The organism is Methanosarcina sp. DH1 (assembly GCF_020804205.1).
In the GTDB taxonomy this organism is placed as follows: Archaea; Halobacteriota; Methanosarcinia; order Methanosarcinales; family Methanosarcinaceae; genus Methanosarcina; species Methanosarcina vacuolata.
In genome coordinates this window covers 13362-39505 of record NZ_WJBJ01000016.1, presented here as the reverse complement: position 1 = coordinate 39505, position 26144 = coordinate 13362, and the positions used below count along the sequence as shown (strand labels likewise).

27 protein-coding genes are annotated in these 26144 nt (G+C 38.8%); 15 read left to right on the top strand and 12 right to left on the bottom strand.

What is annotated here, in order from left to right:
- Nucleotides 1-56 precede the first annotated feature (56 nt).
- The 6 genes from FXW07_RS07615 to FXW07_RS07590 form a co-directional block, all read right to left on the bottom strand.
- On the bottom strand, nt 57-218 hold the full coding sequence (locus FXW07_RS07615) for a symporter small accessory protein (protein WP_229394921.1): 162 nt from the start codon (nt 216-218) through the stop codon (nt 57-59).
- A gap of 590 nt (nt 219-808) precedes the next feature.
- A complete protein-coding gene (locus FXW07_RS07610) occupies nt 809-1759 on the bottom strand; it encodes a winged helix DNA-binding protein (RefSeq protein WP_229394920.1) in 951 nt (316 codons plus the stop codon).
- Nucleotides 1760-2381: 622 nt separating this feature from the next.
- Entirely contained in the window at nt 2382-2717 is a 336-nt protein-coding gene (locus FXW07_RS07605; RefSeq protein WP_229394919.1) for a hypothetical protein, read from the bottom strand.
- Nucleotides 2718-3655: 938 nt separating this feature from the next.
- Nucleotides 3656-5023 carry a hypothetical protein gene (locus tag FXW07_RS07600; protein WP_229394918.1) on the bottom strand — a complete coding sequence of 456 codons (1368 nt, stop codon included), beginning with the start codon at nt 5021-5023 and terminating at the stop codon, nt 3656-3658.
- Nucleotides 5024-5108: 85 nt separating this feature from the next.
- Nucleotides 5109-6185, bottom strand: a complete 1077-nt coding sequence (locus tag FXW07_RS07595; RefSeq protein ID WP_229394917.1) for a hypothetical protein — start codon at nt 6183-6185, stop codon at nt 5109-5111.
- A gap of 196 nt (nt 6186-6381) precedes the next feature.
- The gene (locus FXW07_RS07590; protein WP_048156998.1) at nt 6382-6714 is read right to left on the bottom strand and encodes a helix-turn-helix domain-containing protein; all 333 of its coding nucleotides are present in this window, start codon (nt 6712-6714) and stop codon (nt 6382-6384) included.
- A gap of 686 nt (nt 6715-7400) precedes the next feature.
- Here FXW07_RS07590 and FXW07_RS07585 point away from each other — a divergent pair.
- Nucleotides 7401-9056, top strand: coding sequence for an AarF/ABC1/UbiB kinase family protein (locus tag FXW07_RS07585; protein ID WP_229394916.1), 1656 nt, complete (start codon nt 7401-7403; stop codon nt 9054-9056).
- A gap of 191 nt (nt 9057-9247) precedes the next feature.
- Here the strand turns inward: FXW07_RS07585 and FXW07_RS07580 are convergent, their stop codons facing one another.
- A complete protein-coding gene (locus tag FXW07_RS07580; RefSeq protein WP_229394915.1) occupies nt 9248-9979 on the bottom strand; it encodes a sulfite exporter TauE/SafE family protein in 732 nt (243 codons plus the stop codon).
- Between the two features lie 745 nt (nt 9980-10724).
- Between FXW07_RS07580 and FXW07_RS07575 the strand changes: the two genes are divergently transcribed.
- The 4 genes from FXW07_RS07575 (at nt 10725) to FXW07_RS07560 (ending at nt 12874) form a co-directional block, all read left to right on the top strand.
- Entirely contained in the window at nt 10725-11558 is an 834-nt protein-coding gene (locus FXW07_RS07575) for a peptidase M4 (protein WP_229394914.1), read from the top strand.
- Between the two features lie 103 nt (nt 11559-11661).
- Entirely contained in the window at nt 11662-11904 is a 243-nt protein-coding gene (locus FXW07_RS07570) for an SHOCT domain-containing protein (RefSeq protein ID WP_229394913.1), read from the top strand.
- Nucleotides 11905-12318: 414 nt separating this feature from the next.
- Complete coding sequence (locus FXW07_RS07565; RefSeq protein WP_048121657.1) at nt 12319-12525, top strand: cation transporter; 207 nt, start codon at nt 12319-12321, stop codon at nt 12523-12525.
- Nucleotides 12526-12625: 100 nt separating this feature from the next.
- Nucleotides 12626-12874, top strand: a complete 249-nt coding sequence (locus FXW07_RS07560; protein ID WP_082091139.1) for a heavy-metal-associated domain-containing protein — start codon at nt 12626-12628, stop codon at nt 12872-12874.
- A gap of 596 nt (nt 12875-13470) precedes the next feature.
- On the opposite strand, the gene FXW07_RS07555 is transcribed toward FXW07_RS07560, so the two are convergent.
- Nucleotides 13471-13827: a helix-turn-helix domain-containing protein gene (locus FXW07_RS07555; protein WP_048121655.1), complete on the bottom strand. Its 357-nt coding sequence runs from the start codon at nt 13825-13827 to the stop codon at nt 13471-13473.
- A gap of 123 nt (nt 13828-13950) precedes the next feature.
- On the opposite strand from FXW07_RS07555, the gene FXW07_RS07550 reads away from it, so the two are divergent.
- The 6 genes from FXW07_RS07550 to FXW07_RS07525 all read left to right on the top strand — a co-directional run bounded on the left by FXW07_RS07550 (nt 13951) and on the right by FXW07_RS07525 (nt 19853).
- Nucleotides 13951-14715 (top strand): P-loop NTPase, encoded by a 765-nt coding sequence (locus FXW07_RS07550; protein WP_229394912.1) that lies wholly within the window; start codon nt 13951-13953, stop codon nt 14713-14715.
- A gap of 40 nt (nt 14716-14755) precedes the next feature.
- The gene (locus tag FXW07_RS07545) at nt 14756-15400 is read left to right on the top strand and encodes a flavin reductase family protein (RefSeq protein ID WP_229394911.1); all 645 of its coding nucleotides are present in this window, start codon (nt 14756-14758) and stop codon (nt 15398-15400) included.
- A gap of 619 nt (nt 15401-16019) precedes the next feature.
- Nucleotides 16020-16226: a copper ion binding protein gene (locus FXW07_RS07540; protein ID WP_048156949.1), complete on the top strand. Its 207-nt coding sequence runs from the start codon at nt 16020-16022 to the stop codon at nt 16224-16226.
- Nucleotides 16227-16436: 210 nt separating this feature from the next.
- Nucleotides 16437-16553: a hypothetical protein gene (locus FXW07_RS07535; protein ID WP_346655638.1), complete on the top strand. Its 117-nt coding sequence runs from the start codon at nt 16437-16439 to the stop codon at nt 16551-16553.
- A 94-nt stretch (nt 16554-16647) separates the two neighbouring features.
- Nucleotides 16648-19515, top strand: coding sequence for a heavy metal translocating P-type ATPase (locus FXW07_RS07530; RefSeq protein WP_229394910.1), 2868 nt, complete (start codon nt 16648-16650; stop codon nt 19513-19515).
- Between the two features lie 77 nt (nt 19516-19592).
- Nucleotides 19593-19853: a hypothetical protein gene (locus FXW07_RS07525; protein WP_229394909.1), complete on the top strand. Its 261-nt coding sequence runs from the start codon at nt 19593-19595 to the stop codon at nt 19851-19853.
- 336 nt (nt 19854-20189) lie between these two features.
- Here the strand turns inward: FXW07_RS07525 and FXW07_RS07520 are convergent, their stop codons facing one another.
- Nucleotides 20190-20738: a rubrerythrin family protein gene (locus tag FXW07_RS07520; RefSeq protein WP_229394908.1), complete on the bottom strand. Its 549-nt coding sequence runs from the start codon at nt 20736-20738 to the stop codon at nt 20190-20192.
- Nucleotides 20739-20897: 159 nt separating this feature from the next.
- Nucleotides 20898-21197, bottom strand: coding sequence for a CS domain-containing protein (locus tag FXW07_RS07515; RefSeq protein ID WP_048156961.1), 300 nt, complete (start codon nt 21195-21197; stop codon nt 20898-20900).
- 608 nt (nt 21198-21805) lie between these two features.
- On the opposite strand from FXW07_RS07515, the gene FXW07_RS07510 reads away from it, so the two are divergent.
- Nucleotides 21806-22135 carry a phasin family protein gene (locus FXW07_RS07510; RefSeq protein WP_048121637.1) on the top strand — a complete coding sequence of 110 codons (330 nt, stop codon included), beginning with the start codon at nt 21806-21808 and terminating at the stop codon, nt 22133-22135.
- Between the two features lie 41 nt (nt 22136-22176).
- Here FXW07_RS07510 and FXW07_RS07505 read toward each other — a convergent pair whose 3' ends face one another.
- Complete coding sequence (locus FXW07_RS07505) at nt 22177-22443, bottom strand: hypothetical protein (protein ID WP_048121635.1); 267 nt, start codon at nt 22441-22443, stop codon at nt 22177-22179.
- 477 nt (nt 22444-22920) lie between these two features.
- Nucleotides 22921-23940: a chromosome segregation ATPase gene (locus FXW07_RS07500; protein ID WP_229394907.1), complete on the bottom strand. Its 1020-nt coding sequence runs from the start codon at nt 23938-23940 to the stop codon at nt 22921-22923.
- Nucleotides 23941-24205: 265 nt separating this feature from the next.
- Here FXW07_RS07500 and FXW07_RS07495 point away from each other — a divergent pair, with 265 nt between their 5' ends.
- The 3 genes from FXW07_RS07495 to FXW07_RS07485 all read left to right on the top strand — a co-directional run bounded on the left by FXW07_RS07495 (nt 24206) and on the right by FXW07_RS07485 (nt 26134).
- Complete coding sequence (locus FXW07_RS07495) at nt 24206-25222, top strand: MarR family transcriptional regulator (RefSeq protein ID WP_229394906.1); 1017 nt, start codon at nt 24206-24208, stop codon at nt 25220-25222.
- Nucleotides 25223-25355: 133 nt separating this feature from the next.
- Nucleotides 25356-25517: a hypothetical protein gene (locus FXW07_RS07490; protein ID WP_229394905.1), complete on the top strand. Its 162-nt coding sequence runs from the start codon at nt 25356-25358 to the stop codon at nt 25515-25517.
- A gap of 113 nt (nt 25518-25630) precedes the next feature.
- Complete coding sequence (locus FXW07_RS07485; RefSeq protein ID WP_048121629.1) at nt 25631-26134, top strand: amino acid-binding protein; 504 nt, start codon at nt 25631-25633, stop codon at nt 26132-26134.
- Nucleotides 26135-26144 lie beyond the last annotated feature (10 nt).

Genomic DNA, 26144 nt, shown 5'->3' with positions numbered 1-26144 from the left:
TACGTAGTCACTTTTTTAATTATAGTTATTCATAACTAAATTGCTTAGACACTAGTTTACTGATCTTGAGTCACCTGTTTCTGAGTACTGCTTTTTACTGCCTGTTCTTCTTTCTCCTCTCTCCAGTTCAATGCTCCATAAACCATGCATCCGAGTGCACTAAATATACAAGCAAGATATGCAAGCCAAATTTGCGGATCATCTATTCCTAGTACCATCTACAACAACCTTCCTGGAAAATATCCTGATAATAGTTAACGTGATACTTGTTAGCATTGTACATTAAGCTTATTGTTATTTAAATATATTGAGTAAGGTAAAACTCCAGCAGAAAGTAACGAAGTGAATTCTGCAAACCAGATAAACAATTTTATGCATTTCTTCCACAGATCTAACTGGATCGTGAACTTAATTCCAAAATCTGGAGGGACTTTTATACTGAGATTATTAAAAGCCAGCCTTATTGTCTTATTTTTCTTTTTCTGTTGTGTCCTGAAATGATTTCGCAGATTCAAGACTATTTGAAAGTTAATATACGATACAACAGCAGTCGACTCAAAAAATAAACTTGAGTTAATTCCACTTCCATTTTAATACTATCGAATGATCATGTAAAATGAACAAGATTCAAAGTTGAAGTAAAATAGTGAGTCATTTGTACACGATATCTCTCGACAATAAAAAATTCAAACAGTGGACTCCTTTAAGAACAGTGAAATCCTTTAAGGATACAACAATTTGTGACGTAAATCATGATAATCAAAGCGCCCAATCAAAATCTGTGCGTAGTTTATTATGTGGCAACTTCTTAGCTTCCCTTTCGCTCATCGTCTGTTAAAATCACAATATTCTCACGCCCATGCTTGAACTTCTTAATCAGTCCTCTCTTTTCGAGGTCTGAAAGCATGAGGCTGACTTTTACTTCGGAATACTCCAACCTGCTGCGCAGATCCTTTTGCGTAATTCTGCCCCTGTGGCCCCTAATCACATCAAGGACATCCCGGAGATCCTTAGTAAGAGGAGCTTTTCTTAAATCAGCAGGCTCGATTTTGGAATTATCTGTAATTTCTATTTCTGTTTCTTCAGGGTCTATTACCGGCTCTTTTGATGAGGCCTCCGGGGCGTCTTCGAACTCCAGCTTTACTCCAGAACCAGGGATTCTAGCGAGAGCATTTGCCAGAATCCCGGAAGCATTGAGCTTCCCTTCCTGAAACCTGTTTATTTTCATCGTTTTTTGCTTTCTGGATAGTTTATAACTTCCGCCAAGCAGAAAAAGAACCAGAAAGGCTACTGGCAGGAAGCTTACAGTAAAAAGGTCGGTTCTGGTTTTTTCGGTGGGATTGACACTATTTACATTATTGATATTACTTATTTTGTCTTCGGCTTTTTCCTTTATCGGATTTTCGGAGACCGGATAAAGCAGGAGGTCGAAGACATAGTTTCCTTCCTCTTCAATCTTCAAAGTTGTTTCTTTTGAATAGACTACAGTGTTGTTACGGTAATACCTGGCTGTAATAACGTAATCTCCGGGCCCGAGTTCAAAGGAGTACATGCCGTTTTTTGCCAGTACTGATTGAGGAGGATTGGAATTGATACTAATTACAGTATCATTTAGGGGTTCAAGAGTGTCCCATGCATATGTTGCCCCGTGGATTGTTGCAGTGATGTTGCTATCTGCTAAGAAAGGCACTCCTGAAGTAGGAGATATCCCTAAAGTGAGTAGAGCAGCAATACACAGAATGTAGAACCTCAAGGTCATCTCTACCAGTTAATTCAGTGTTACCGGTTAATCCGGTGTTGTAAGTCGAGGCTATGGGAATCAGCTGCTAAAAGTTGTGAGCATAAAATTTCTCTAAATTTTTCCGAATATAGAATATATATCCGCTTTTTCGGATAATTTCAATGGCTTGCCCCCAAGCCTAAAATTAATTTTGCTATAATGAGCATGTTTCAAAATTGCTTCTGAAAGTCAAATACAGAATTTTGAAGCTGGCTCACTGAGCACCCTCCCCACGTTTATAGACTATTACGGCTATAAATTACAATTAAGTAAGTATAGATGATAAATAAATATATCGGTTATTATTTATTACAATTTTAAATAATACAAAAAAACGATACAGTGCTCTAATCCGTCTTTGCGAAGCCTTGCTTTTTTATTAAGACGGATAAATTTTTAAAAATTTCCAAACAAAATCGCCAGAAAGATCACAAACTGTATCGTTAAACAGGAAGACTGGCAGTGTTACCGGACAGGGTCACGAAAACAGGAGTTCTTACACAAAATCCTCTACTCTGATAATTTTGTATCATCTAAGTCAGAAACAACCTTTATTTATTCTGGATTTTAAGGTTTTTATCCTTTATTTCAGGCATGTATTTTATTTCAGGCACGTATACCTATATCCATTGTAACCTTCGATGTATCCTTTTTGATATCCTCTACTATAACTGTCTTTGTATTTTTTGTTCCCTCTTTTATCATTTGGCGGAGGAGGAATTTTTGAAAGGGCATCTTTGCTGCCGTATTTATCGCAATCTTTTTGACCCTGTTTTCTGCCATCTCCATAGCCTTTTTTATAGCCGTCTCTGTATCCATCTTTATTCTTACTATTGTCAGCTGCGCTTGCTGCTGCAGCCGTTACTGATAATACAAAGCAAAGTACCAGAAAAATGGCACAAATCTTTTTTAATCTATCAAATTTTGTATTTACCATAAATTAACTCCTGACCTGTTTAATTTAAAAAATAATTTATATGTGTGTGAAAAGAATCCTTAAACCCCCAACCTTAATTCAATTTTTAAACTCCCTATACTCCCCCCTGAACTCGATACTTAAATTCACCAACCTTAATTCAATTTTTAAGCTCCCTATACTCCCCCCTGAACTCGATACTTAAATTCACCAACCTGAACTCTTTTTTAAACTCCCCAACCTGAACTTAATTGTTAAGCTAACTTGAATTGCTAAGCTAACTTGAGATCTTCATACGTATGCAATTTCTACCTGATCTCTCATTCTACTTGATCTCTCAGCTCTGGAAGAAATTGCCTAACTGTTTTACCGGTACATATTAACGGATAATTCTAATATTGGCCGGATTAAATATAAGTATACTTATAATATACCTGGCTTGAAAACTGTTATATTAATAAAATAATTATTTTTAAAGCTTTAACTTAATATTAAACTTGGTATAATCATTAGAATTTATATCAGGGCAGTAAAAATCCTTTTTTATGAGATTCAATTAAAATACAGGTTTTTCACAGCTTATACTGGTTAACTGTGGCTTCCAGTTCAAAAAAACTATAATAAAAATCGAAAGACAAAATTTGACTTTCAGACAGGATAAAAATAGAATCTCAAGGAAAACAGTCGAAAAAAATACGCCTGCACAGGAATCCGAGATTACTAAGAAGACATGGACATTGACAGAATTGCTACATTACAGATCCCTTAATTTGTGATTATTATTTGATCTTCGGATAATGAAAACAATTCTGAAAATTTTATAGTTTTGAGAATAAAGTTGGTTTTGGAATGGCCTCAATATGTTTTTTCCTCTAGAATCTCCTGTGATATCAGAGAATTGGACAAAATACTCAGAGAATTGGACAAAATACTTAGAGAATTGGAAAAAATACTGACTTTCAGCGTTCCTCATCTCTCAGGATAACAACATTTCCACGCCCTCGCTTGAACTTCTCAATCAATTCTCTTCTTTCCAGGTCTGCAAGCATGAGGCTAACTTTTCCTTCGGAGTACTTCAGTTTGCTGCGTAAGTCCTTCTGTGTAATCCTGCCTCCCTGGCCTCGAATTATATCCATGACTTCCTGAAGGTCTGCGGGAAGCGGGAGCTTCTTCTTGAAAGCAGTAGTTTCAGTTTCGGGATTCTCTGTGGGTTTATCAGCAGCTTCTTCAGAGACAGTTTCCTGTTTCTCTTTTTGAGGCTCAGATTCAACCAGTTTTATTTCGTTCTCCTGAGAGTCCACTTTAATTTCTTCACAGTCTTCCTGACCTTTTTCTTCCGGGATTCCAGGTGATAATGCTGTTACTACCGGCTTTATCTGTTCATTCACAGGTTCTTTTATTGATTCTTTTACAGGCTCTTGTAGAGATTCCTTTACAGCCTCTGTCACAGGCTCGTCTACAGGATTTACTAGTGGTCCTGTTGAAGGTGCAGCTTCGAGGGGTTTTACCTGAGATTCCTGTGCTTGATACTCTCGTTTTAGCTCGGGCTCTAAGCTTTCGTGAGGGACTTCTACTGAGATTTCGGGAACCTTAACTGGTTTGATAAAACCTCCCGTAGTATGTCCCTTTTCATCTGCTCCTATACCTGATATTTTATGTGCACTTTTTAAAGGCTGATTTTTCTCTGGTTTTTTATCCTTTCTGGATACCTGGTAGCCTGCTGAAAGCAGGATGAAAAGTAAAAGAGCTGCTATCAACAGGTAATTTGCATTTATATTGCCAGTTATGTTTTGGTCAGCCAGATCCATGCTGCTAGAATTACTTTTACTTGTCGTCGGACTTGTGGATGTGTCTGTTAGCGAATTTGTTGTATTAGAAGAGCTTTTTGCAGTCCAGTTCTGGTCTTCGGAATATCCATTTAGTTTTGAGTCGCCCATGAGTTCTTCCGAATAAACTGGGAAGAGCAGGAGATCGAGTAAATATTTTCCTTGGTCTTTAACTGTAATAATCTCACTTGTTGAATATTTAACACTGCTGTTCTCATAGTAATCGGCTGTAATATTATAATCTCCGGGCATCAGATCAAAAGAATACACACCGTATTTCGCTACCATGGACTGTGAGGGAGTAGAATTTACCTCGACCACTGCATTATCTAGAGGCTCGAAGGTATCCCATCTGTATGCCGTCCCGTGAACATTGGCCGTACTATCTGCTAAAGCAGGTCCTGCTAAAGCAAGTACGGTAGCGATACAAATAATATAGAGCCTTAGATTCATTTTCGATAAACCCAGAGTTGTATATTGATTTTCAATTTTTCCAGGCATTTTTAATAGTCTCCTGGAACCTTCACCGCGTCTCCAGAATATCTCTCCTGCATTCGATTTCCGGAGAAGCTCTGTTAGTGTGATATTACTTCATATTCTTCCTGTGCCCGATTACTATACCATTGTCATTCATATCAGGCCCATATCCGGTATTATTGTATTTTTCGTCAGGCCCATGCTTTTGGGGATTCATTCCCTCTTCAAAGAAAGGTTTTGCCCATTCATCTTCTTTTATTACACTGCCTGCCTCTTCAACACTATAGGTGCCGTCTCCCTGGAAAGCTACATAACCCTCGCCATCTGCAGTGAGGGTAATGTTTTCATTGTTTAACATTACTGTCTTACGGGAACCGGAGATCTTCACATCGGCAGAATTTATATGGTAAAGGCGCACCGTATCATGCGTGTCGGTATTTTCCTCAAAGGTATAATCCCCATTTATATCTATCTCGGAATCCTTAGAAAGGCCCATTATTACCATTTCTCCGTTTTCCAGGTGCATACTCAGGGTAAAATTGCCCATAAGAATAGCTTTTCCTTCTCCTGCCGAAATAAGCCGGGATGTATTGTTGAGTTCTTCGCTTCCCATTAAGGAGTTAAGTTCCTCGAAAATATTTCTCAGGACATTATTAGCTTGCATCATACTCTTCTGAGACTGAACCAAATAATCTACTTCTATATTTTCGGATGAACCATTATATTGACTTGAATTCGCGATTGAGCTGTTATTTTCTCCGTATGAGGTTGCATTCGCAAGGGCTCGATACTGCTTTGCTTCATTTATAAGACGGTTATACTCTTCAAGCAGGGTCTCAAGTCTGCTAACATCTTCTCCTTCTGCTTTGTAGCGCTCAATTCCGGTTTCAAGTTTTAATGAAATCGTTTCTGCTTTTTCGATGTTTCTGTCAAGAAGGGATGTTGCATCTTTTAGCGTATGGATATCAGGATCTGAATTAAAATTATCTGGAGGTAACTCATGGGGGTATGAGCCTGGTATTTCAGATTCCCCATGGTCCAGGAGCCCTACATAGGGGAAAAAAATAGTCCTAGCTAGATCTTCTTGAGCTTTACCATTAAAGCCCTGAGCCCCCTCATCAACACAGCCTGAGATCAAGATAATGGCTGCTATTATAAGGAGCAAGGACAAAAATTTGATTTTCATACTGGGCCACGTCCTACGGGATAGAACTCATTGCTGGACTGTATCTTTTAATCGAGTTCGTATATTAATATTTGGTTATTTTTAAAAGTCTTTCTCAGAATAGAATCGTTCCGAAACACTGAAGTCGGGAATTAACTTCAGAACAATTTTGGGGGTTATTACTCCTTACTATTTTATATGTTGTCTTACTCGGACTTTATATGAAAATAGGAGTTTCCACATTCTCTTTTGCGGGCAGAAAAACAATTACTTTTTTCGATGCCTCATAAATTTTTATTTCCCTTCCTTTCTGGCTCCATTTTACGTGCCTTACTCTAATCATTCCGGCTTCCAGAAGGGAATCCAGATTGTATTTGAGAGTATTCAGGCGCACTCCAAGCTCATCGGCAAGGTTTCCTGCCGACATTGATTTCTTATTAAGCAATTTAAGTATTCTGATTGAAGTTTCACTTGAAAGAAGTCTGGCAATTTTTCTGGAATCTTCGGAAAGCTGCAAAATCAGCAATTTTTCCTCCGGGTTATCAGGCATTTTTATCCCTGCTACATTTTTCTCGTATTTAAGTATTTTCGAAATCCTTTTAATTAACTCATTAAATAGATTAGTCAGGAACTATCGAATTGGTATTGCAGGTCTATTACACATGGATTACACATGGTTTCCTCGTAATCTTCTTCGATGCTTTTAGAAATGCTTTGATCGTTTTTTGATTACGTCACAAAATTGCATTGTGATAGCGTATCTCTGGGTCTCTGGGTGGATGTTATTTATCGATATGTTCCTGACAAAGATGCTATATCTGGATTTAAAAATAAAAGAATACTTACTTTTTTAGGAGTATTAATGGATTAAATTTACAATTTACACTTTAAATGAGATTATTTTGGGATTTAATCCTTTATAACCCTTAAATAGTTTATTTTAAACGCTTATTTTCCTTTAAAGGCCAAAATTGGGTTTTTTCTTACAATATCTGCTTTCGGCAGGTCGACAGTTTATTTATAATCAGTTTTATTGATGGTGATTTTAAAATGATGTTCCCTTATTGTGTGTAGTTATCAGGTTTACATATGATCCGAAAATATATAGTCACATACACATTTAGTGCAACATCACTATATTTAAGATGATTATAATTTTAGAGTTCACAAATTTCAACTTAAATCCAAAACTGCAGAAAATAACTATATAAATTAACAGATCTTTGTTATTTACGGATGCTGGGGAAAACAAAGCGCTACCTTGAGGTTATGAGGGTTCTTTTAAAATACAACCTTATTCCGGAACTCTATCGGGATCTGCGCAAAAATTATATTTCAAATCCTGAGTGCACCTGTACTTTTGATCTCGAAAACAGGCAGACAGCTGTAAAACTCAGGGAAGCTTTCGAAGAGCTTGGACCTACTTTTATCAAAATGGGACAAACCATGAGCAAGCGGCCTGATCTTGTTCCGCAGACTTATGTTATAGAAATGGCAAACCTTCAGGACAAAGTTAAACCGGTACCTTTTGAAAAAATGGCTGAATCTCTTGACCTTGCCTGCGTTTGCGAATTCGAGCCACCTGAAGAGCGAAAACGAAAAAAAACGGAAGCCGAGCTTAAGGCTTCCAGGGAAAGGAGAGCAAAGGCTTTTATTAATATTTTTGACAGTTTTGATACGGACCCCATTGCCTGCGGATCGATTGCCCAGGTTTATAAAGGAGTTATGGAAGGAAAACCTGTTGCCGTAAAGATTCTTCGCCCGAACCTGATTGACACTATAAACATTGACCTTTCTATCCTGGACGATTTCAGGCCTGTTATGAGAAAGGTTCTCGGCCTGGGGAGTAATTTTGATATCGATGCTTTCTTGCTTGAGATCCGGGAAATGCTTACCCGCGAGGTTGACCTGAGAACCGAAGCCGTCAACATGCGGCGTTTTGAGGACAATTTCAAGAACGTGAAAAGCGTGTCTGTGCCCAGAATCTATCCCGACTACTGTTCAGCTAATGTCCTTACAATGGAATTCATCCAGGGAATCCAGATTAAGGATATAATCAATATGCCTGTGCCCCAGAGCAAAAAATCGGAATATACGCGCACCATTACCAAAAGTTATCTTAAACAGGTTTATATCGATGGTTTTTATCATGCTGACCCTCACGGGGGCAATATGCTGGTCCAGGAAAACGATACCATCGCCTTTATCGATTTCGGGGCTGTAGGCAGTATCGATGACGAACTCAAAAAAAATATGCTGGAGTTTTATTACGCCATCAATAACAAGGATGTGGAAGGAGCGACTCAGTTTTTCCTGAAAATTGGGGGTGCGGATGCGCGGGATGTGGATATCCGCAGGCTCAGGAAAGATATGGATAGCCTGATTGCAAACCAGAACTACGGGCTTGAAGGCAGGCAGAGTGACAATTATGCAAAACTCGGCTTGAAATACGATATTCGGCTGCCCGGTGAATTTTCAACCCTGCAGAGGGCGATCCTGCTCATAGAAGGGGTCTGCCTGGAGCTGGACCCGAGATACAACATTAAAACCATTGCTATTCCTGTGTTGATGGATGCTTATAAAAAGCTTAATGCTTCAAAAGGGACTGCTCTTCATATCGAATTTTCCACCGAGCCAGTGGACGAAAAGGCTGAATTGAGGGCTGCGATTCGAGAAGTCGCCGATAAAATGGAAGGAATGGGGGATAAGTTTCTTTCCATAAAACAGAAAGAAACAGGGAAAACTACATTTTCAAAAGAACTCTACCTGGCTGTCCTGCTTATTGCTTCAACTTACATCCTGTTAAATGGAGGTACTTTTTCCTGGGTCGGACTGGCTGGGTTTGGGGGATCGGTTCTGATAGTACTTCTTCTTGTGATCCGGGGTAAATAAAGGTAAATAAAAATCAAAAATTTTTCAGTAAACTCAGGTCTTAATGGTTAATTACTTAATTACTTAGAATGACAATGGTATAGTAATCGGGCAAAGGAAGAATTTGGTTGCTAACGACTGAAAACTGCTGAAGAAGACTCTTTTTCTCTTATACCTGACCTGCATCCACTAGAAGAAAGGCTGTCGTTAAGTTAAGGAAATAACACCAGCTTCAAACCAAATAGAAATATGAAAACTGCCACAAAATTCCTGAATTTTTCCTGGGGTATTTTTTCAATTTCGATTTTCCCGATCATTGCCCCAATTAAAGATACGGGTATGAAGATCAAAAAGCCTGATACAAGGACAGGGTCAAGTCTCGTACCTCCCTGGATGTACGTTGCTATCCTTGTAGAGTCGATCATAAAAGCTATAGCGCCAGCAGTTGCAACGTAAACAGCTTTTTCCAGGTTGAAAGCGCTCAAGGCTACGGCATTTATCTCCCCGCCTATACCAAATATACCTGCAAAAAATCCGGTAAGGGTTCCACTGGATATTGCTACTGATAACTTCTGGCTCAGTTTGAAAGTTCGGTTGAAAATAATGAAGATAACGTAGGCTATAAGGAACACCCCTAAAGCTCTTGAAAGAATTTCCCTTGAGATTCTCAAGGATATGGATGATCCCAGGAAACTGGTAAAGATCCCTGGAAGCCCGAAGGCAAGAAGAAGTTTCCATCTTATTCCATTTCGAAATAAGAGCATCTTCCAAATATCATTAAACCAGTGAACTATGCCTACCAGGAGTAAAGTCTGAGGCAGAGGCAGGATAATCAGCAGGACAGGTACCATGATTGTGGAGATTCCAAATCCGGCCATAGTTCCTATAAGGCTTGCCAGCAGTGTAAGCAGGGCTATATAGACAACTTCTTCATAAACAAACATGCTCTCCTACCGTATTCAACCGGATTCAATTAGACTTAATTAGACTTAATTAGACTTAATTCTACTTAGTTAGACTTAATCAGACTTAGTTAGATTTAGTTAAATTTAATTAGACTTAATCAGACTTAGTTAGACTTAATTAGATTTAGTTAAACTTAATTAGACTCAATTTTTTCTTGCAGTTGTCATCTTGAGGCCTCGCTGCCCTTGCTCTGGTCTGGGTTCTTCTGGAAATGCTGTACCCCAAAAGACAGGTCACTCTCCAGGGCGAGGGTGACAATCTATCTTAAAGCATTAGGTGATAATTATAAATAAATTAACATATCATTAATTATTGGGGTATTATGGTGGTCGTTCATTTTTTGTCTGCAAGGTGGGACATTAACCGTTGTGGTTAAAAGCTGAGGTTTAGGGTCTCAAAATAAAACAGAAACCTGGCCGAAGTTTACATAAGAATACACCAAAAATTGAACAAGCTCATTCAATTGTTCAAAGCATCCTGTTTTAATTTAATTGCAGGAGTTTGACTGTATTTTTTCGTCTAAAATGAACATGATATTCTTTGAACAACATGCACAACAAATGAAAGTGCTTGCAGATGGCACGTTTTCATGCTAAATATAGTTAAATCAGAGTTACTTGCCATAATTTGATAAAAATATTTGGTAGTTACATAAAAAGTCCGGTTAGCTGCTGATTTAACTATCAGAACTTAATCCGATGCAGTATTTAATTCGAGGCGATCATGGCAGACAGCAAAAATATCATAATTGGTCTGTTAGTACTGGCATTAATAGTGCTTCTTGTTTTTCTAGCTTTCAGGCCAATGACATACAGTTCAACCTACAGCCAGGGAGATTATCAGCCAGGGCAGATGGGGCCGGGAATGATGAACAATCCAGGCTATAACTATAGCTATGGACCGGGAATGATGAACAATCCAGGCTATAACTATAGCTATGGACCGGGGATGATGAACAATCCAGGCTATAACTATAGCTATGGACCGGGGATGATGAATAATCCAGGCTATAACTATGGCTATGGACCGGGGATGATGGGCAATATGATGGGCAATATGATGGCAATATATTATCCTGAGTCAAAACCCGTAACTCAGGATGAGGCTTTGAAAAGCCTGGCGAACTTCTCCAGCCAGTATGGCTCGAATATTCAGGTTGAGGATGTCATGATATTCAGCGGCAACTATTATGCTGTTTTAAAGGACACAAACAGCAGTCAGGATATAGCTGAAGTACTGGTGGATCGTTATTCAGGGTCAGCCTATCCTGAACCAGGACCAAATATGATGTGGAACACACGCTTTGGAGCTGGCAGAACAACGACCGGAGCGCCTGAGTATGATCTAAATGAGACTAAAAAGCTGGCAGGAGATTTCTTAACAGGCTACCTGCCGGGAGCACAGGTACTGGAATCACACGAAATGCCCGGTTATTACACTTTTGATTTTGGGAGACAAGATATTGAAGGGATGTTGAGCGTAAATGCCTACAATGGTCAGATCTGGGTACATACCTGGCACGGACCTTATCTGGGCGAGGAAAACATTACAGGCTGAATTATAGTTATAGTCTAATTGACAGATTCAAGTGTAAGTGTTTGTGTCCAATAGTAGATATAGAAATGGTGAAACGATGGATTAACTGCTATATTGGGAGGCGGTGACAATAAATGGATTCATGGATCATTACGGTTACGGCATGGGGTATGGAGGTATTTTTTTCGGGATCCTTTTCTGGATTCTCATAATTGTGCTAGCTTATTTGCTAATTAGGTGGTTTGTTGAGCAAAATAAAACCAGAGGAGGTGAAGAGAAGTCTGCGCTGGATATTGCAAAGGAAAGATATGCTAAAGGTGAAATTACTGAAGAAGAATTTGAAGAAATGAAAAAACGCTTGGTGTGAAAGCCTTCAACCTGCTTAGCAGGAACAACTTTCAACTTATTTTTATTTTTATTAAAAATATTCAAAGATATTCAAAGATATTCATAGGGATTATGTCAAAAAAGGATGTGGTGAGCATCAAGCCTTTTAAAAAATGCTTGAGCGAAAACATCATCAGTATCATATTGATAACCATTCTTAATATGGCTTGACGCAACCTTTCCAGTGGATAATATGATTTTCAATTCTCCAAAATTTTCCGAGTTTTGTTTCTTTCATTATTTAATGTAGTGATAATCTCAGTCCCATTATCCTGAATTTGCGCAAAGAATTTGTGGTAAATAGGACATACTATTATTCAATTATAAAATATTCCAGGAAATCATTAGATTAATTTATTATGTTACCAGGTAACGTTATACGGAGATTGAAACCATGACTCAAGAAACCATAAAAGTTGAAGGCATGTCCTGTATGCACTGCCAGTTGAGGGTTAAAAAGGCAGTTGAAGCTGTAGAAGGGGTACAGAGGGCGGACGTAAACCTTCAGACCAAACAGGTAACTGTTGATTTCAAAGAAGGGGAGGAAAACCTCGAAAAGGTCAAGGCTGCAATTCGTGAAACCGGATATGAGCCTGTTTAATGTAGTCTCACGCAAATAATATCTGGTACTGGTTTCAAAGAATATATAGTAAAAGATACAAATTTTACATATGGGTGAAGCGCCTGTTTGAAAAATATAGTTGTGCTGCGGGGGTGAACACATCGGAGAGACAACATTCATAGTAGATGATCTGGTATGCAGGTACTGCAAGGATATGGTCGCAAGACTCGTTACATCTATCAATGGGGTTTCCAGAGTAAACATCAACATTCCTGATAGAACAGTAAATGTAGCCTATGATAGCCGGATAACTGACGCGTACGTTATACAGATGACTTTGCTTAAAGCTGGCTATAAAATCGTAGAAGAACCCGGAAGAATTTTTTAAGCGCAGGGCAATCTTGAAAAATCTGGATAGTGGCAGATTCAACATCTGGATAGTGGCAGATCCAACATCTGGATAATGGCGGATCCAACATCTGGATAATGGCGGATCCAACATCTGAATAGTGGCAGATCTGATGGAAGGCACTATTAGAGCCTACAGTATGGCCTGCGTTCATTGTCAAAAAAGAATAGCGAATGCTATTTAGAATTGAATAGCATGTTCTATTTTTTCTCTTGATGAAATGAAAACTGATTAAGTTCGAACTGGATTTTTAAAAGTATATTAAAAAAATTGAATTTTGAAGGGATTTTAAACTTAAAAAATACAGTTCTGAAAGCCATCATCCATATGACCAAGCAGCTACGTTTTCTCTTTCATATACACAGTCATTTTGAGGAAAAAAGGAAAAACTGTGTTTTTGCAGATGGAATTACGAGACATTTGATTATTTAGCATGAAAATGCTGCCATCTGCAAGCATTTTCATTGGTTGTGCATGTTATTCAAAGAATATCATGTTTGTTTTTCAGGTTTATTGAACGATGTAGGTCAAATGTCATTGAAATCAATGTCAAATTTCGGCTATCCCGGAAGATATTAAAAAGTCTTTGAATTAAAGATTTCCTTATGCAGGTTGTCCCGTTTCTCTGCCCATTGTATTAAAGGGATTATTACTTCACAAAGCTCTTTTCCATCGTCTGTCAAAAAGTATTCAACTCTCGGAGGTATCTCGGGAAATGCTTCTCTCTGGATAAGGCCTTCTTTTTGGAGTTCTTTTAACAGGTCGGTAAGTGACTTTGGGCTGATACCTTCAAGAGTGTTCATGAGATCATTGAATCGTAATCTATTGTGATGCCCAAGGGCACTGATCGCCTGAATGGCCCATTTTTTGGATATTATGGTGATAATCCCTTCTATGGGACACAAACAAATTCCGTTACTATTCTTTTTCATAGTCACTTTATCACTATTAACTTTATAGTTTTAATACTATAGAAAAGTATCCTATTTATTAATATTTTATGTTATTATTTCAGTTATTTTTAATACTAAACATTCTTAAACAGAGGTGAAAAGATGAAAGTCCTTGTATGTGGAAAAGGTGGAAGCGGCAAGAGTACTATCACTGCTCTGCTTGCAAAATCTATGGATAGAAAAGGTTACAATGTGCTTGTGGTGGATAGTGACGAGTCAAACTTCGGGCTTCATAAACAGCTAGGTCTTGAAATGCCCGAAGATTTCATGAATTATCTTGGAGGGAAAAAGACCCTTGGAGAAAAGTTAATGCAGGCATATCAGAATGGAGACACTGCCAGTATTTTTGAAAACACATGGCAAATTTCCGACATTCCCGAAGCTTATACTGTAGAAAAAGGAAACATCAAAATGATAACTATAGGCAAAATCCATGACTTTGGAGAGGGATGTGCCTGCCCAATGGGGGCTCTTGCAAGGAATTTTCTAAAAAACACGGAAACGACTCCTGAAGATGTTGTGTTTGTGGATACTGAAGCTGGTATAGAGCATTTTGGAAGGGGAGTTGAAGAAGGTTGTGACCTTGTGTTAATGGTACTTGATCCATCTTATGAATCCATAAGGCTTTCTGAAAAAATAAGTGAACTTGCCGAGAAAGCCGGGAAACCTCTATATTTTATTCTAAACCGCGCAGACAAAATAGGGACTCAGTTAATGATGGAAACCGTGGACAAAAACCGTATTCTAACTTCAGTCCCGTCAAACACGGAGATCTTCCTGGCAGGGTTTGAAGGAGAAGAATTAAAAGTAGAACTTCCAGAAATTGAGTCAGTTGCTGATTTTCTAATCTCAGGAATCCAGTCTTGAGGTCGAGAAAGAAGACAATTGTAGATAGCGCAGTGGTAATATGATATTAGAAAACTTCAAAAGAGAATCGATAGTACCCTTGCCAGTGGCATTCATATCAACAATCAGTGAAAATGGAATTAGAAATATAGCACCATATTCTTGCTTTATGCCTGTTTTACGTCCATTAGATTTAGTTTGTGTAGCTTCAGCAATAAGGAGAGATACGTTAGACAATTTAAAAAGCACAGGGGAATTCGTTATTAATATGCCTGGTACTGATATGGCAGATAAAGTGATACCAACGGCTTCACATGTTCCTCCTGATGTTGATGAATTTGAATTAGCCGGTCTAAAGGAGAAACCTTCAAAAAAGATCAGGGCGCCGGGGATTGAAGGATGCTACGCCTGGATGGAATGTAAACTAAATCATATAATTACTGAAGTATGTAATGGCTTTCCTTACGCATTGATTCTTGGTAAAGTAGTGTATCTTGAGGTGGAAGATAGCGTCTACAACAAAGAAAATGGTTCCTGGGACGTCGAAAAAGCTAAACCATTAATGATGACAGGGTCAGACGAGGGCATGCATTTCTGTACTGTCAATGATATCGGTAAATTTGAGCCTTATGGAGCTATGTTTAAAAACGGTAAAGACCCTCTCAAAAGGATATATAAAAAAGAGGAGGGTCAAGAATGCAAGTAATGAGTATGGAAAATTTTAACGAACTAGAACTAAATAAGTTCAAAAAGCTCGTGTTTTAAACTGCTGAGAATCTATAGTCACGCCTGTAATTGTTGCAACAAAAAAACTTCATTCTACCTCATTTGGGTAGTTGCATTATTTAGCCTTGTGACTACAATATTATTTTTCTCGGTCATTACTGTTTTTTCAGTCAGTACTGCACAGTTCAACTGAAAAAACAACGTTCTCAGGTACATTGATCTCTATTGATAGCTAACTATGTGTTTAGTTTAAGCCCAAGAATTCAGGAATCCAGTTTCATGGAAATTTAATTATTGAGCAAATCTTTGATAGCTTTTCATCAACAGATAGCGATTCAGAGTTAACATGTGACCAAGAACTGAATTTTCAAGATACTGGTTTTAAAACCATAATGATTTAACGTGAGAAACTCGTAAATAATGATTTAACGTGAGAAACTCGTAAATAATGATTTAGCGTGAGAAACTCGTGAATAATGATTCAGCGTGAGAAACTTGCAAAAACAGTTAACGGTTTGATGCTGTTGATTTTTTAGTTCAACTGCATAAGTTCTATTTATATTAAAAAAGTTTTAGGTTTATAGTTGGAGATAGAAAATATGACTCAAGAAACCATAAAAGTTGAAGGCATGTCCTGTATGCACTGTCAGATGAGAGTTAAAAAAGCAGTCGAAGCTGTGGAAGGAGTACAGAAGGTGGATGTAAACCTTCAGACCAAACAGGTAACTGTTGATTACGAAGAAGGAAAGGCAAACATTGAAAAGGTTAAAGATGCGGTCAGAGAAGCCGGATATGAACCTATCTAATGTGGCTAAATATCTCTTACCAGTCTCAAGATTATGTCTCAAGATTATTATACTAAAAAGTTATACTAAAAAGTTATACTAAAAAGTACAAGCTTTTACATATGGGTAAAGCACCTGTTTGAAAAATGTAATTGTGCTTTGGGGGTAAACGTATAGGGAAGACTGCGTTTATAGTAGACCAAACTTTCATGCAGGCATTGCAAGAATAAGATCTCAAGACAGGTTACCTCTATCAATGGGATTTCCAGAGTAAATACCAATACTCCTGAAAGAACCATGAATGTAGCCTATGGCAGCCGGATAACTGATACGTGTTTCATCAGATGATTTTGCTTAAAACTGGATATAAAACTGTAGAAGAGCTCGGAAGAATCTTTTAACGCCGGGCAGTCCTGAAAAATCTGGATAGGCGGCAGATCCAATGGAAGTTACTATAAAAGTTTATGACATGACCTGTGGTCACTGCCAAAAAAGAGTGGCGGATGCAATTTCTTCTCTTGAGGGGGTAGAATCCGCTGACGTAAACCTTGAATCCGAAAGTGCAACGGTTAGCTTTGATCCTGAAAAAGTAAGCCTGGATGACATCAAGGCAGCTATTCAGAAGGCAGGATACCCAACAGAAAGTGAAAACGAAGCTAAGAAAGAGGCTGGAGTAGAAGTTCCCGAAATAACGGAGGTCGAAGGGGAGACGTCAAAAACTGCGGAGCCTGTTTTAGAGGGACCAGAGGGACCTGAAGAGGTTCCTCAAACCTGTCCCCTCACTGAAACTTGTGAACTGCCAGAAGAGGAACCAGGGATCTCAAGCCTGAAAACCGGTCAAAAAGAAATCACGCTTGGAGTTTCCGGCATGACCTGTTCGGCCTGTGCCTTAAATATTGAGAGAGTACTGAAGAAAAAAGCAGGAGTATACTCAGTAGTTGTTAACCTTGAACTTGGAAGGGCAAATGTTAGTTTTGATCCCTCACTTATCTCTCCAAAAGAAATCGGTGAAACCATCGAATCTATTGGATATAAGGTAGAAAAAGACACAGTGACTCTGAATCTTGAGGGCATGAGCTGTGCCTCCTGTGCTGCAAATATCGAGAAAGTCCTTAACAGGACTGAAGGCGTAATTTCAGCGTCTGTGAATTTCCCGCTTGAAAAGGCAGTTGTAGAGTTTGATTCCTCCCGCGTCTCTGTCAGAGAAATAATTGCCGCAGTTCAGGGAATTGGCTATGGAGCATTTGTAAAAACCGAGGCTGTTGAGTATGAAGACAGAGAGCAGATGTCCAGAGATGCTGAAATCAGGAGGCAGAGAAATAACCTGATAATTGCTCTTGTTCTTGGAATTCCAATAGGGCTGGGAAACATGAGCATGATGTTTCCTTTCCTGTCCTTTGTGCCTGATTTCCTTTCCAATCATATCGTTCTTTTTATACTATCCACTCTTGTACTCCTTTTCCCTGGCAGACAATTTTTTGTCGGGACTATAAAGGGATTCAAATATGGGGTAACTGACATGAACCTGCTGATTGCAGCAGGGACAGGGTCAGCTTACCTTATCAGCGTAGCAGCAACATTTCTTGATCTTGGCCCCGGATATAATAGTCTTTACTATGACACTGTGGCTTTCCTAATCATTTTCATTGTCCTTGGCAGGTATCTTGAGGCAAGGGCAAGAGGCCAGACCTCTGCAGCAATTAGGAAACTGATGGGCCTCAGGGCAAAAACCTCTAGAATCCTTGTAAACGGCATTGAAAAGGAAGTTCCTGTTGAAGAAGTAGCAGTTGGAGATATTGTTGTTGTCCGGCCCGGAGAAAAAATTCCTGTTGACGGCATAGTAGTTGAGGGGAGTTCTGCAGTAGATGAGTCCATGCTCACAGGAGAAAGCATCCCGGTAGAGAAAGTCCCGAATGATACCGTTATAGGAGCTACTCTTAACAAGACAGGGTCTTTCAATTTTCGGGCTACAAAAGTTGGGGCTGATACTGCCCTCGCCCAGATAATCAGGCTTGTTGAGACTGCGCAGACTACAAAAGCTCCAATCCAGAGGGTTGCAGATGTTGTTGCCGGGAACTTCATAGTAATCGTGCATATTATTGCGCTTCTGGCCTTTTTCTTCTGGTTTTTCATAGGTTACTGGCGCTATGGAGTAGGGGAATCCGCAACTCTAGGTGGGATCAGCCCATTCCTATTTTCCCTGCTTATAGCCATTACCGTCCTTGTAATATCGTGTCCATGTGCAGTCGGACTTGCAACGCCTGCCGCTATCATGGTAGGTACCGGTAGAGGTGCGGAAAACGGGGTCCTTATAAAAGGTGGAGAGGCTCTCGAAAGAGCACATAAACTTGATACTATCGTTTTTGACAAAACAGGCACGCTTACGGCAGGCACTCCGAAGCTGACAGATCTGGTTGCCGTTCCCGGTCACAAGGAAACGGACGTACTTTTTATTGCAGCAACGGCTGAGAGAGGGTCCGAGCATCCTCTTGGGGAAGCTATTGTAAACGGGGCTGAAGAACAGGGAATCAGTCCAGGAAAAGCAGAAAACTTCCATTCCATTCCTGGAAAAGGAGTAGAAGCCTACTTTGAAGAAAAAAGAATTTTGCTTGGCACGCGCAAACTTATGGAAGAAGAAGGTTTTTCCTTTAAAGAATTAGAAGCTGAAATGCGAGTTTTTGAAGAGAGCGGAAAAACTGCAATGCTCGTAGCGTTCGGGGAAGAAATTATTGGCCTTGTTGCAGTTGCTGATACCCTGAAGGAAAACTCAAGAGAGGCTATTGAAACTCTTAATAAAATGGGTCTAGAAGTAGTTATGATCACAGGCGACAATGTTGTTACAGCCAATGCAATAGCAAAAGAAGTAGGTATTCCCAGAGTGCTGGCAGAGGTACTTCCTGAAGACAAAGCAAATGAAATTAAGAAGCTTCAGGAAGAGGGCAAGCTTGTCGGAATGGTGGGTGACGGCATTAACGATGCTCCTGCATTGATTCAGTCTGATGTTGGAATTGCAATGGGAGCAGGTACGGATGTAGCAATGGAATCCGCAAAAATTGTGCTTATCAAAAATGATCCAAGAGATGTGGTCGTAGCTATTAAGCTGAGCCGGCTTACAATAAACAAGATCAAGCAGAACCTGCTGTGGGCTTTTGGATATAACACGATAGGTATTCCTATTGCAGCCGGGATTCTTTATCCCTTCTTCCACAGCATCCTCATTACACCTGAACTTGCCGCCGCTTTTATGGCACTCAGCTCGGTCTCAGTGACTACGAATTCCCTGCTAATGAAAAGAAGCAAACTCAAATAAAAGGGGCAGATAACTTAAAACTTAACAATATAAATCTGGATAGATTACAAAATAATAGAAAGACTGGAGGTTATGTGATGAAAGCTGGTTCCATAGATAGCAGGCCAAGAGTAATGTTTCTGTTAAGCCTTACCACTTCGATAGTGCTTGTTATCCTTTTTCTTTCAGGATCTTTTTTAACCAACGCGTCTAGAGGAGAAATTGCCTACACCAGGGTCGATATGGCTGCAGGCTCAATTTTTGTTTTTGTGATTTCCATGATAATTTCACTGTCTCTCTGGCCCAGAATTGCAGACAGGGTTGAAAGCAAGGAGAAAAACAATAAAATTCCAGACTGATTTTTTTCTGGTATTGAGGGCTTGAAGAACGCTCGTGAAACTTCTCGTGAAACTGCTTGAGAAACTGCTTGAGAAATTGCTTGAGAAACTGCTTGTGAAAATGATTACTCTCACAAATTTCTTAGCGATTTCTTTTTTTAATATCTGTAATCAAGTTTCTTCTCTTACATTTCCATAATACACGCCTTTCAGTAAGGAAAATAAACGAAAAATCTATTCTAAAAAGAAGGCTTTCCAGTAAAAAAATTAGCCCAGATTTAGCTTTTTAGAAAATAGTCTGGACTTAAAGAAATAGAAATTTGCCTGTTTGTAGTTAGCGAGGGTCAGAATAATTATTCATTTAAACGTAGTAAATTTGTTTATTGGGGCGCCACAAATAGGACATCTGTCAAGTGCTTCTCCTTCAAAGGTATATCCGCACACTTCACAAACCTGGATAGGACCGAGTTCAATGTCTTTTCCTGAGTTAACCGAGTCTAATGCCCTTTCAAAAAGTTGTTTATGCATTTTTTCACTGGCATATGACCATTCAAAGCTTCTTTGTGCTCTTTTTTCTCCCTGGAATTTTGCAACTTCAATGTATACAGGATACATTTCTTCAATCTCGTATGTTTCACCATCAATGGCCAGCTTAAGATTCTTTAAGGAATCGCCAGGGCCAAAAGCTGCCATACTATTTGCAACAAATCCTCCATCGAGATGTCTTAACTCGCGGTAATGGTCTCCTGCATGTACATATTCTGCATGGGCAATTGCACGAAATAAGCGGGATACATTATAGAATTTTTCTTTTTCGGCCTGGTTTCCGAAATGTAAATATCTCATATGTGCCTGGCTTTCTCCTCCGAATGCGTTGATAAGATGCTGTTCTGTCATTTTTTTCATTTAAAAACCTCTTTTTTTATGAAACTGAACATTATACTTTTTGGGCTCACGCAGTTGAAAAATCAATTATGAAAATATATGTCAAAAATATCCTGGTTTAAACTGTTTGAGGTTTAATTTGATTGATTTTTCGGCTTAACTGCGTGAGTCAAAATTGCCTTACTCAATTTTTACATCTACCGCATTTTCAAATGGCTGCTGATAAGGTACTGTAACTTTAAGTACGCCATTTGAGTATTTGGCCACTGCTTTTTCCGGGACTATCGGGCAGCAGACTGCGTAACTGTCAGTATATTCAACCCCTTCCTTGTTGGCTCTTACGTAAAAACCGTCTTCGGTAATCTTAAAAGAAATATCTTTTTTATCCACCCCAGGAAGTACTACTTCAATTTCAAGGTTTTCGTATTTGTCGTCAGGATATGCGCATATAGATGGTGAGACTTTTAAAGTTTCTGCCATAGAACTACCCCCAAATGACATTATCAATTAACATATTTATATATTTTCATTCGGTTAATTAATTTGTTAACGTTAAACACGCAAATTCAGCGGCGCTTTATCACTCCGGCTTACTAAATTTTGGCCGGATTTGAATACAAATTAATACAAACAAAGGGTGTTTAGATACTCTTTATCTCTGGGTTTTGACCGGATACAACTATAACTAAATTAAGAAAGAATCTTGATACATAGTTTCCTTAATGGTAATCCTGTGATCCTAAAAATGTTAATTTGAAGGGAACTCAAGCCCATGTCACGTAAAGTAAGAATCCTATAACTATACTCAGAAAACATTTATATGAAACACAGACAAATAATATAAGAACAGAAAACTTTCATATGATGTAGATCAAAACCTAAAACCGTTATATAGGTGGGTCAAAATAGAAAATTGTAATAGAAAGTAGATCGCACAAGACGTCTCAAACAAAGCCAGACATTACCTACTTCCCTATGATAGGGAATTTTTAATATATCCGTGAGATCATATTATTTAACTATTTTCATGTAGAATTATTTCATGTGAACTTTTTCCAGATTGAGAATTCAAAAGTGAGTGTTAATACATGAGGGAATCCGTCAGAAAACTCGGGCTTATAGGAGCCGGCCTCTGGGCAATAACCGAAGATAAGATAAACGACCTTGTAACGGAACTTGTTGACAAAGGGGACATCAGTAAGGAAGAAGGCAAAAAAGCTGTCCAGGATATGCTGGAAGAAAGAAAAAAACAGAAGCTTGATCTTGAGAAGAAAATCTCTGAGAAGATTCAGGAATCTATATCAAAAACCGATAATATCTTTACTAAAAAAGATCTGCATGAACTTGAGTCCAGGATAGAAACGCTGGAAGACGAAATTCAAATAATCAAAAACAAAGAAAAGATGTTTTTTAAGTGAAAACAATTTTTAACAACTTTTCACTTCTTTTCCTTTCTATTTCATAACTCTTCAATTTCGATCTCTTCTTCAGGGCTTGCCGATTTAAGCAAGTCTTCGAGATCTGCCATATCAGAATCAACCTCCTGGATTTCTGCCTGTGTAAGTTCCATTTCCATATCTGTAGCTGGTACACCATTCCCTGCCCCAACGGCGTTTGAGTTTACTCCTGACTTTTCTATTTCAGACGTATTGTTCCCGACGCAACCGGATGCTGCAAGCCAGATAATTAAAGCTGACAGTACAAGCAGGTGAACGAATTTAACCATTTTCTACCTCCTTAATTATGTAATTTTTTTCAATAAATTTTCCAGTCTCATCCCCTGAGCTAGATTTTTTCCCTTTATTAGAAACCGTAATTCTTTTGGGGGAATACACTTAATTTCTTAACTAATAATAGTATTACGTTTAGTAATAAAAGTATCACATTTATAACTAGGAATCTCCTATTTAGAACCAAATGTATTACTTTTATAACTAAATATATTATACTTGGTTATTACTCACATTAATTTTAAAATTATAGACGTTACTATTAATTAGGTTAAATTTAAAATTAACGGTGTTACGTTTATAATACTAATGATATTATATTTAAATATTTACTATATCTACGATATTTTCGGTACTTATGATAATTTTAAGGCTGTTTTGTCTAACAATTATCTGGTTCTGGCTTCAGTTCCGTTATCCTCTTTTTACCCAGGTATTGTTAGGTTTCCAACCTTAGTTCCGTTATCCTCTTTTTATCCAGGTGTTGTTAGGTTTCTAACCTTAGTTCCGTTATCCTCTTCGGTTTCGTAATTTTTGAGCTCGCCGAAAATTACTCTGAGTAACTTGTTAGCTTTACTAATATCAGTGAGTGACTGACGAAGGTAATTATTCGCAGTTTGCATATCTTGCCGGGTTACATTCTCACCACTGTATAGGGAATCTGCCATTACTTTCTTCTCCTGCGCGGATTTTATGTAAGAAGTGTAACTGGCAAGCTTGATCTCAAGTTCAGATGTATCAATGCCGGTCTCTTTCATGTCCCCAACTTTTACATTAAGTCTTTCCGAGAGGTTTTCGGATTTTTCAAGAAATTCTCCGAGTTTCTCACTTACAGTCTGCCCTGCGCTTGAAAGGCTGATTTTCTCGGCATCATTCCATATCCCACGCACGGATCTGACCACAACCAGAAGCTCTTTCTGGCTTGACACGTTTGCAACTTTTGCCTTTTCAACTTCAAGCAATTTTATCTTTTCATTTATGGCAATAACGTTTTCGTCAGTTCTGTTCCCGTTTGAATATTCCATATTGCTCTCTACATTTGCAAGGTGAGCTATCATATAGTTAATACTCGAGTTAAGGTAGGACTTTGTGGCATTTCGAGCCTCTTCGGAGTTAGGGTCAAGTTCTTTTGCCTGAATGCGGTTTCTTATTTTGAGAAAATTTTCTTTTGCTTCATTATACTCCTGTTTCTGAAGCTGGAGTTCTTCCTCTAATTGTTTTCTTTCCTGTTTGTATTCGGAGACTTTATTCTGGTTTTTTGTGCTGAGATTCTTTTGCTCTTGTTTCACATTGGATTCAGAACTGTTGTTCTCACTTACGCTGTCAGTCTCATTATATGAAACGAGAATATCTTCACGCATATACTGGTTCTGATTGCTGTTTACATGATCAGAAGAGTTTCTGGCAGCGAGGGAGCCTCCTGACAGTAAACTGAGCAAGGTTAATAGAATCGTAAAACAAGCCAGATCTTGAACAATTCTTGATTTTTTCATCTGACTTCCTCCCTTTATGAGTTATTACAACGTTAGTAAGGATCAAGTAAATATAATTATTCTTTTCGGAATTTATCTTATTAAAACGTAGATATGGGATTTCAAGCTTGATACATTTCTCGACTCCTTTACAAAGCTTTAATAGGCGTGCGTTATTTTTACAAGCTCTTTACAAAGAAAAGTAAAAGATTTATGCTAAAAACCCATTTAACATCTCGTGAATTTTAGAAAGCTATGCAGTTTCTCACTTATTTTCTTTCTCATTATGGTCTTTCAGGGAAATGCAATCGCGGCCACAATTCACGGGACAGTCTATGAGTGGGATACTTTCAAGCCTCTTAATAACTCAGTTGTAGAGATCAATTCTACCCCGGAACAGAACGTTATTGCAACGGATTCAGAGTATTCTTTCAACCTCACCCCCGGAACCTATACAATAAATGCCAGCTATCTTGAAGGAAATAAGGTCATTTATACGGCTCAGGAAAGGGTTGAGGTATCAGGTGAAGGAGAATATGTACATGATCTCCTCCTTTTCCCGCCTTCTCATGAAGAGCTTCTGGATCAGGATAACTTTGAAGCCCCTTATCTGGATTATGAAGAGGAAGAGCCTGTATCTCAGGCAAACTCTAGCTATGCCTTTTTAGCTCCTGCTTTCCTGGTTTTTATAGTCCTGATGCTAGCCCTGCTGCTGGCAGCCTACCTTTTAGGGAAGAAACATCAAAAATCGGCAAAGCCTTCTTTTTCTGAAGGTTACCGAGAGCCATATTTGTTGGAGTCTGAAAACCCAATAACGGATGCAATATTTTCTGAAGAGGCCGCAACCAACTCAGCCGAAAATACGGCCGATTCAGCAGAAAACATAAGTGAAATTTCGGAACTGAGCTCTGAACAGTTTGCTGAAAAGTTTGATAGAACATCCAGTACTGACAGACCTATACAGCAGAACAGGCCTATAGAAGAGGTTCGGAATACCTCGAGTTTTCCTTTCCATGAGAGGGAGCCTAATAAATCGAGTTCTGAAACTAAGGAACATTCAAAGCTCAATCTTCCTGAGGATCTCAAGGAACTTCTGGAGATGGTCCGAGCTAGTGGAAACCGAATCACCCAGAGAGAACTACGAAGAAAATCCCCCTATTCGGAGTCAAAAGTCAGTCTTATGCTCTCTGACCTTGAGGAACGCGGGCTAATTGAGAAATTCAAAAGAGGAAGAGGAAATATAATCCGTATCCCGGATGTGCATATCTCCAAGCAGACCAAACATGACAGCAAGAAGGAATAAGCAGATGCTGTACCCTAAAGTTTTTTTGTAGGCTCATAAAACAGTAAACTATATAACTGAATTCATTGACTAAGCAACAGAAAAGGTTAACAATAGAGTATGCGGTATATTTGAGCACCCTTTTTGATCTCTTATGCTAAACTTGCTTACCAATATAAATGTCCTGATCGCAAACCTGAGTAATAAGGCCCTGCTCCGCGGGAATGGATTTGAAACTCAGGTTATGAAATTCAAATTCAAGAGGCTAGATGGCTTGATTAAAGCCGGATATCCTGATATACCACCTCAACCCTGACAGTAAGCTGTTTAATAATGCGTGAATGAACATTGTATACTGGTAAAATTATTATTTAAATCATGATTATTTAAATCGCACAAGGGATTATTAAAAAATGCACGAGGGACAACATGCGAGTTTCCATGGACATTGAATTAAAAGATGTACCCGGGCAGATGCTTTTAGCCCTCCAGCCCCTTTCGGAATGTAAGGCTAACCTGATAACAGTAGTACATCACCATCAGAAGAGAACCCCACGAAAAACAGTACCTGTACAGCTTGTACTTGAAACCAGGCCTGAAAGCATTGAGACAATAAAGGCTAAACTTGAAGAAAATGGAATTCGAGTTGTAAGAGTCGGTGAACACCGTTTCAGGGAAAGCATAAATGTAGTGCTCATAGGGCACGTGGTCCATACAGGGATCCAGGATACGATTGATGAAATTGACAGGACAGGGTTTGCTGAGGTTGCAGACCTTTCCCTTTCTATGCCCGGTATCAATATGCTTTCTTCAGCCCTCATGAGAATCGATGCTGTCGGTAAAGAGGACTTGCATAAGGCACTCGCCATTCTCAAAGAAGTCTCGGCAAAAAAAGACCTGCTTATGGTTCTTCCAATTGATATCCAGGCCTGAAAAATAGTTT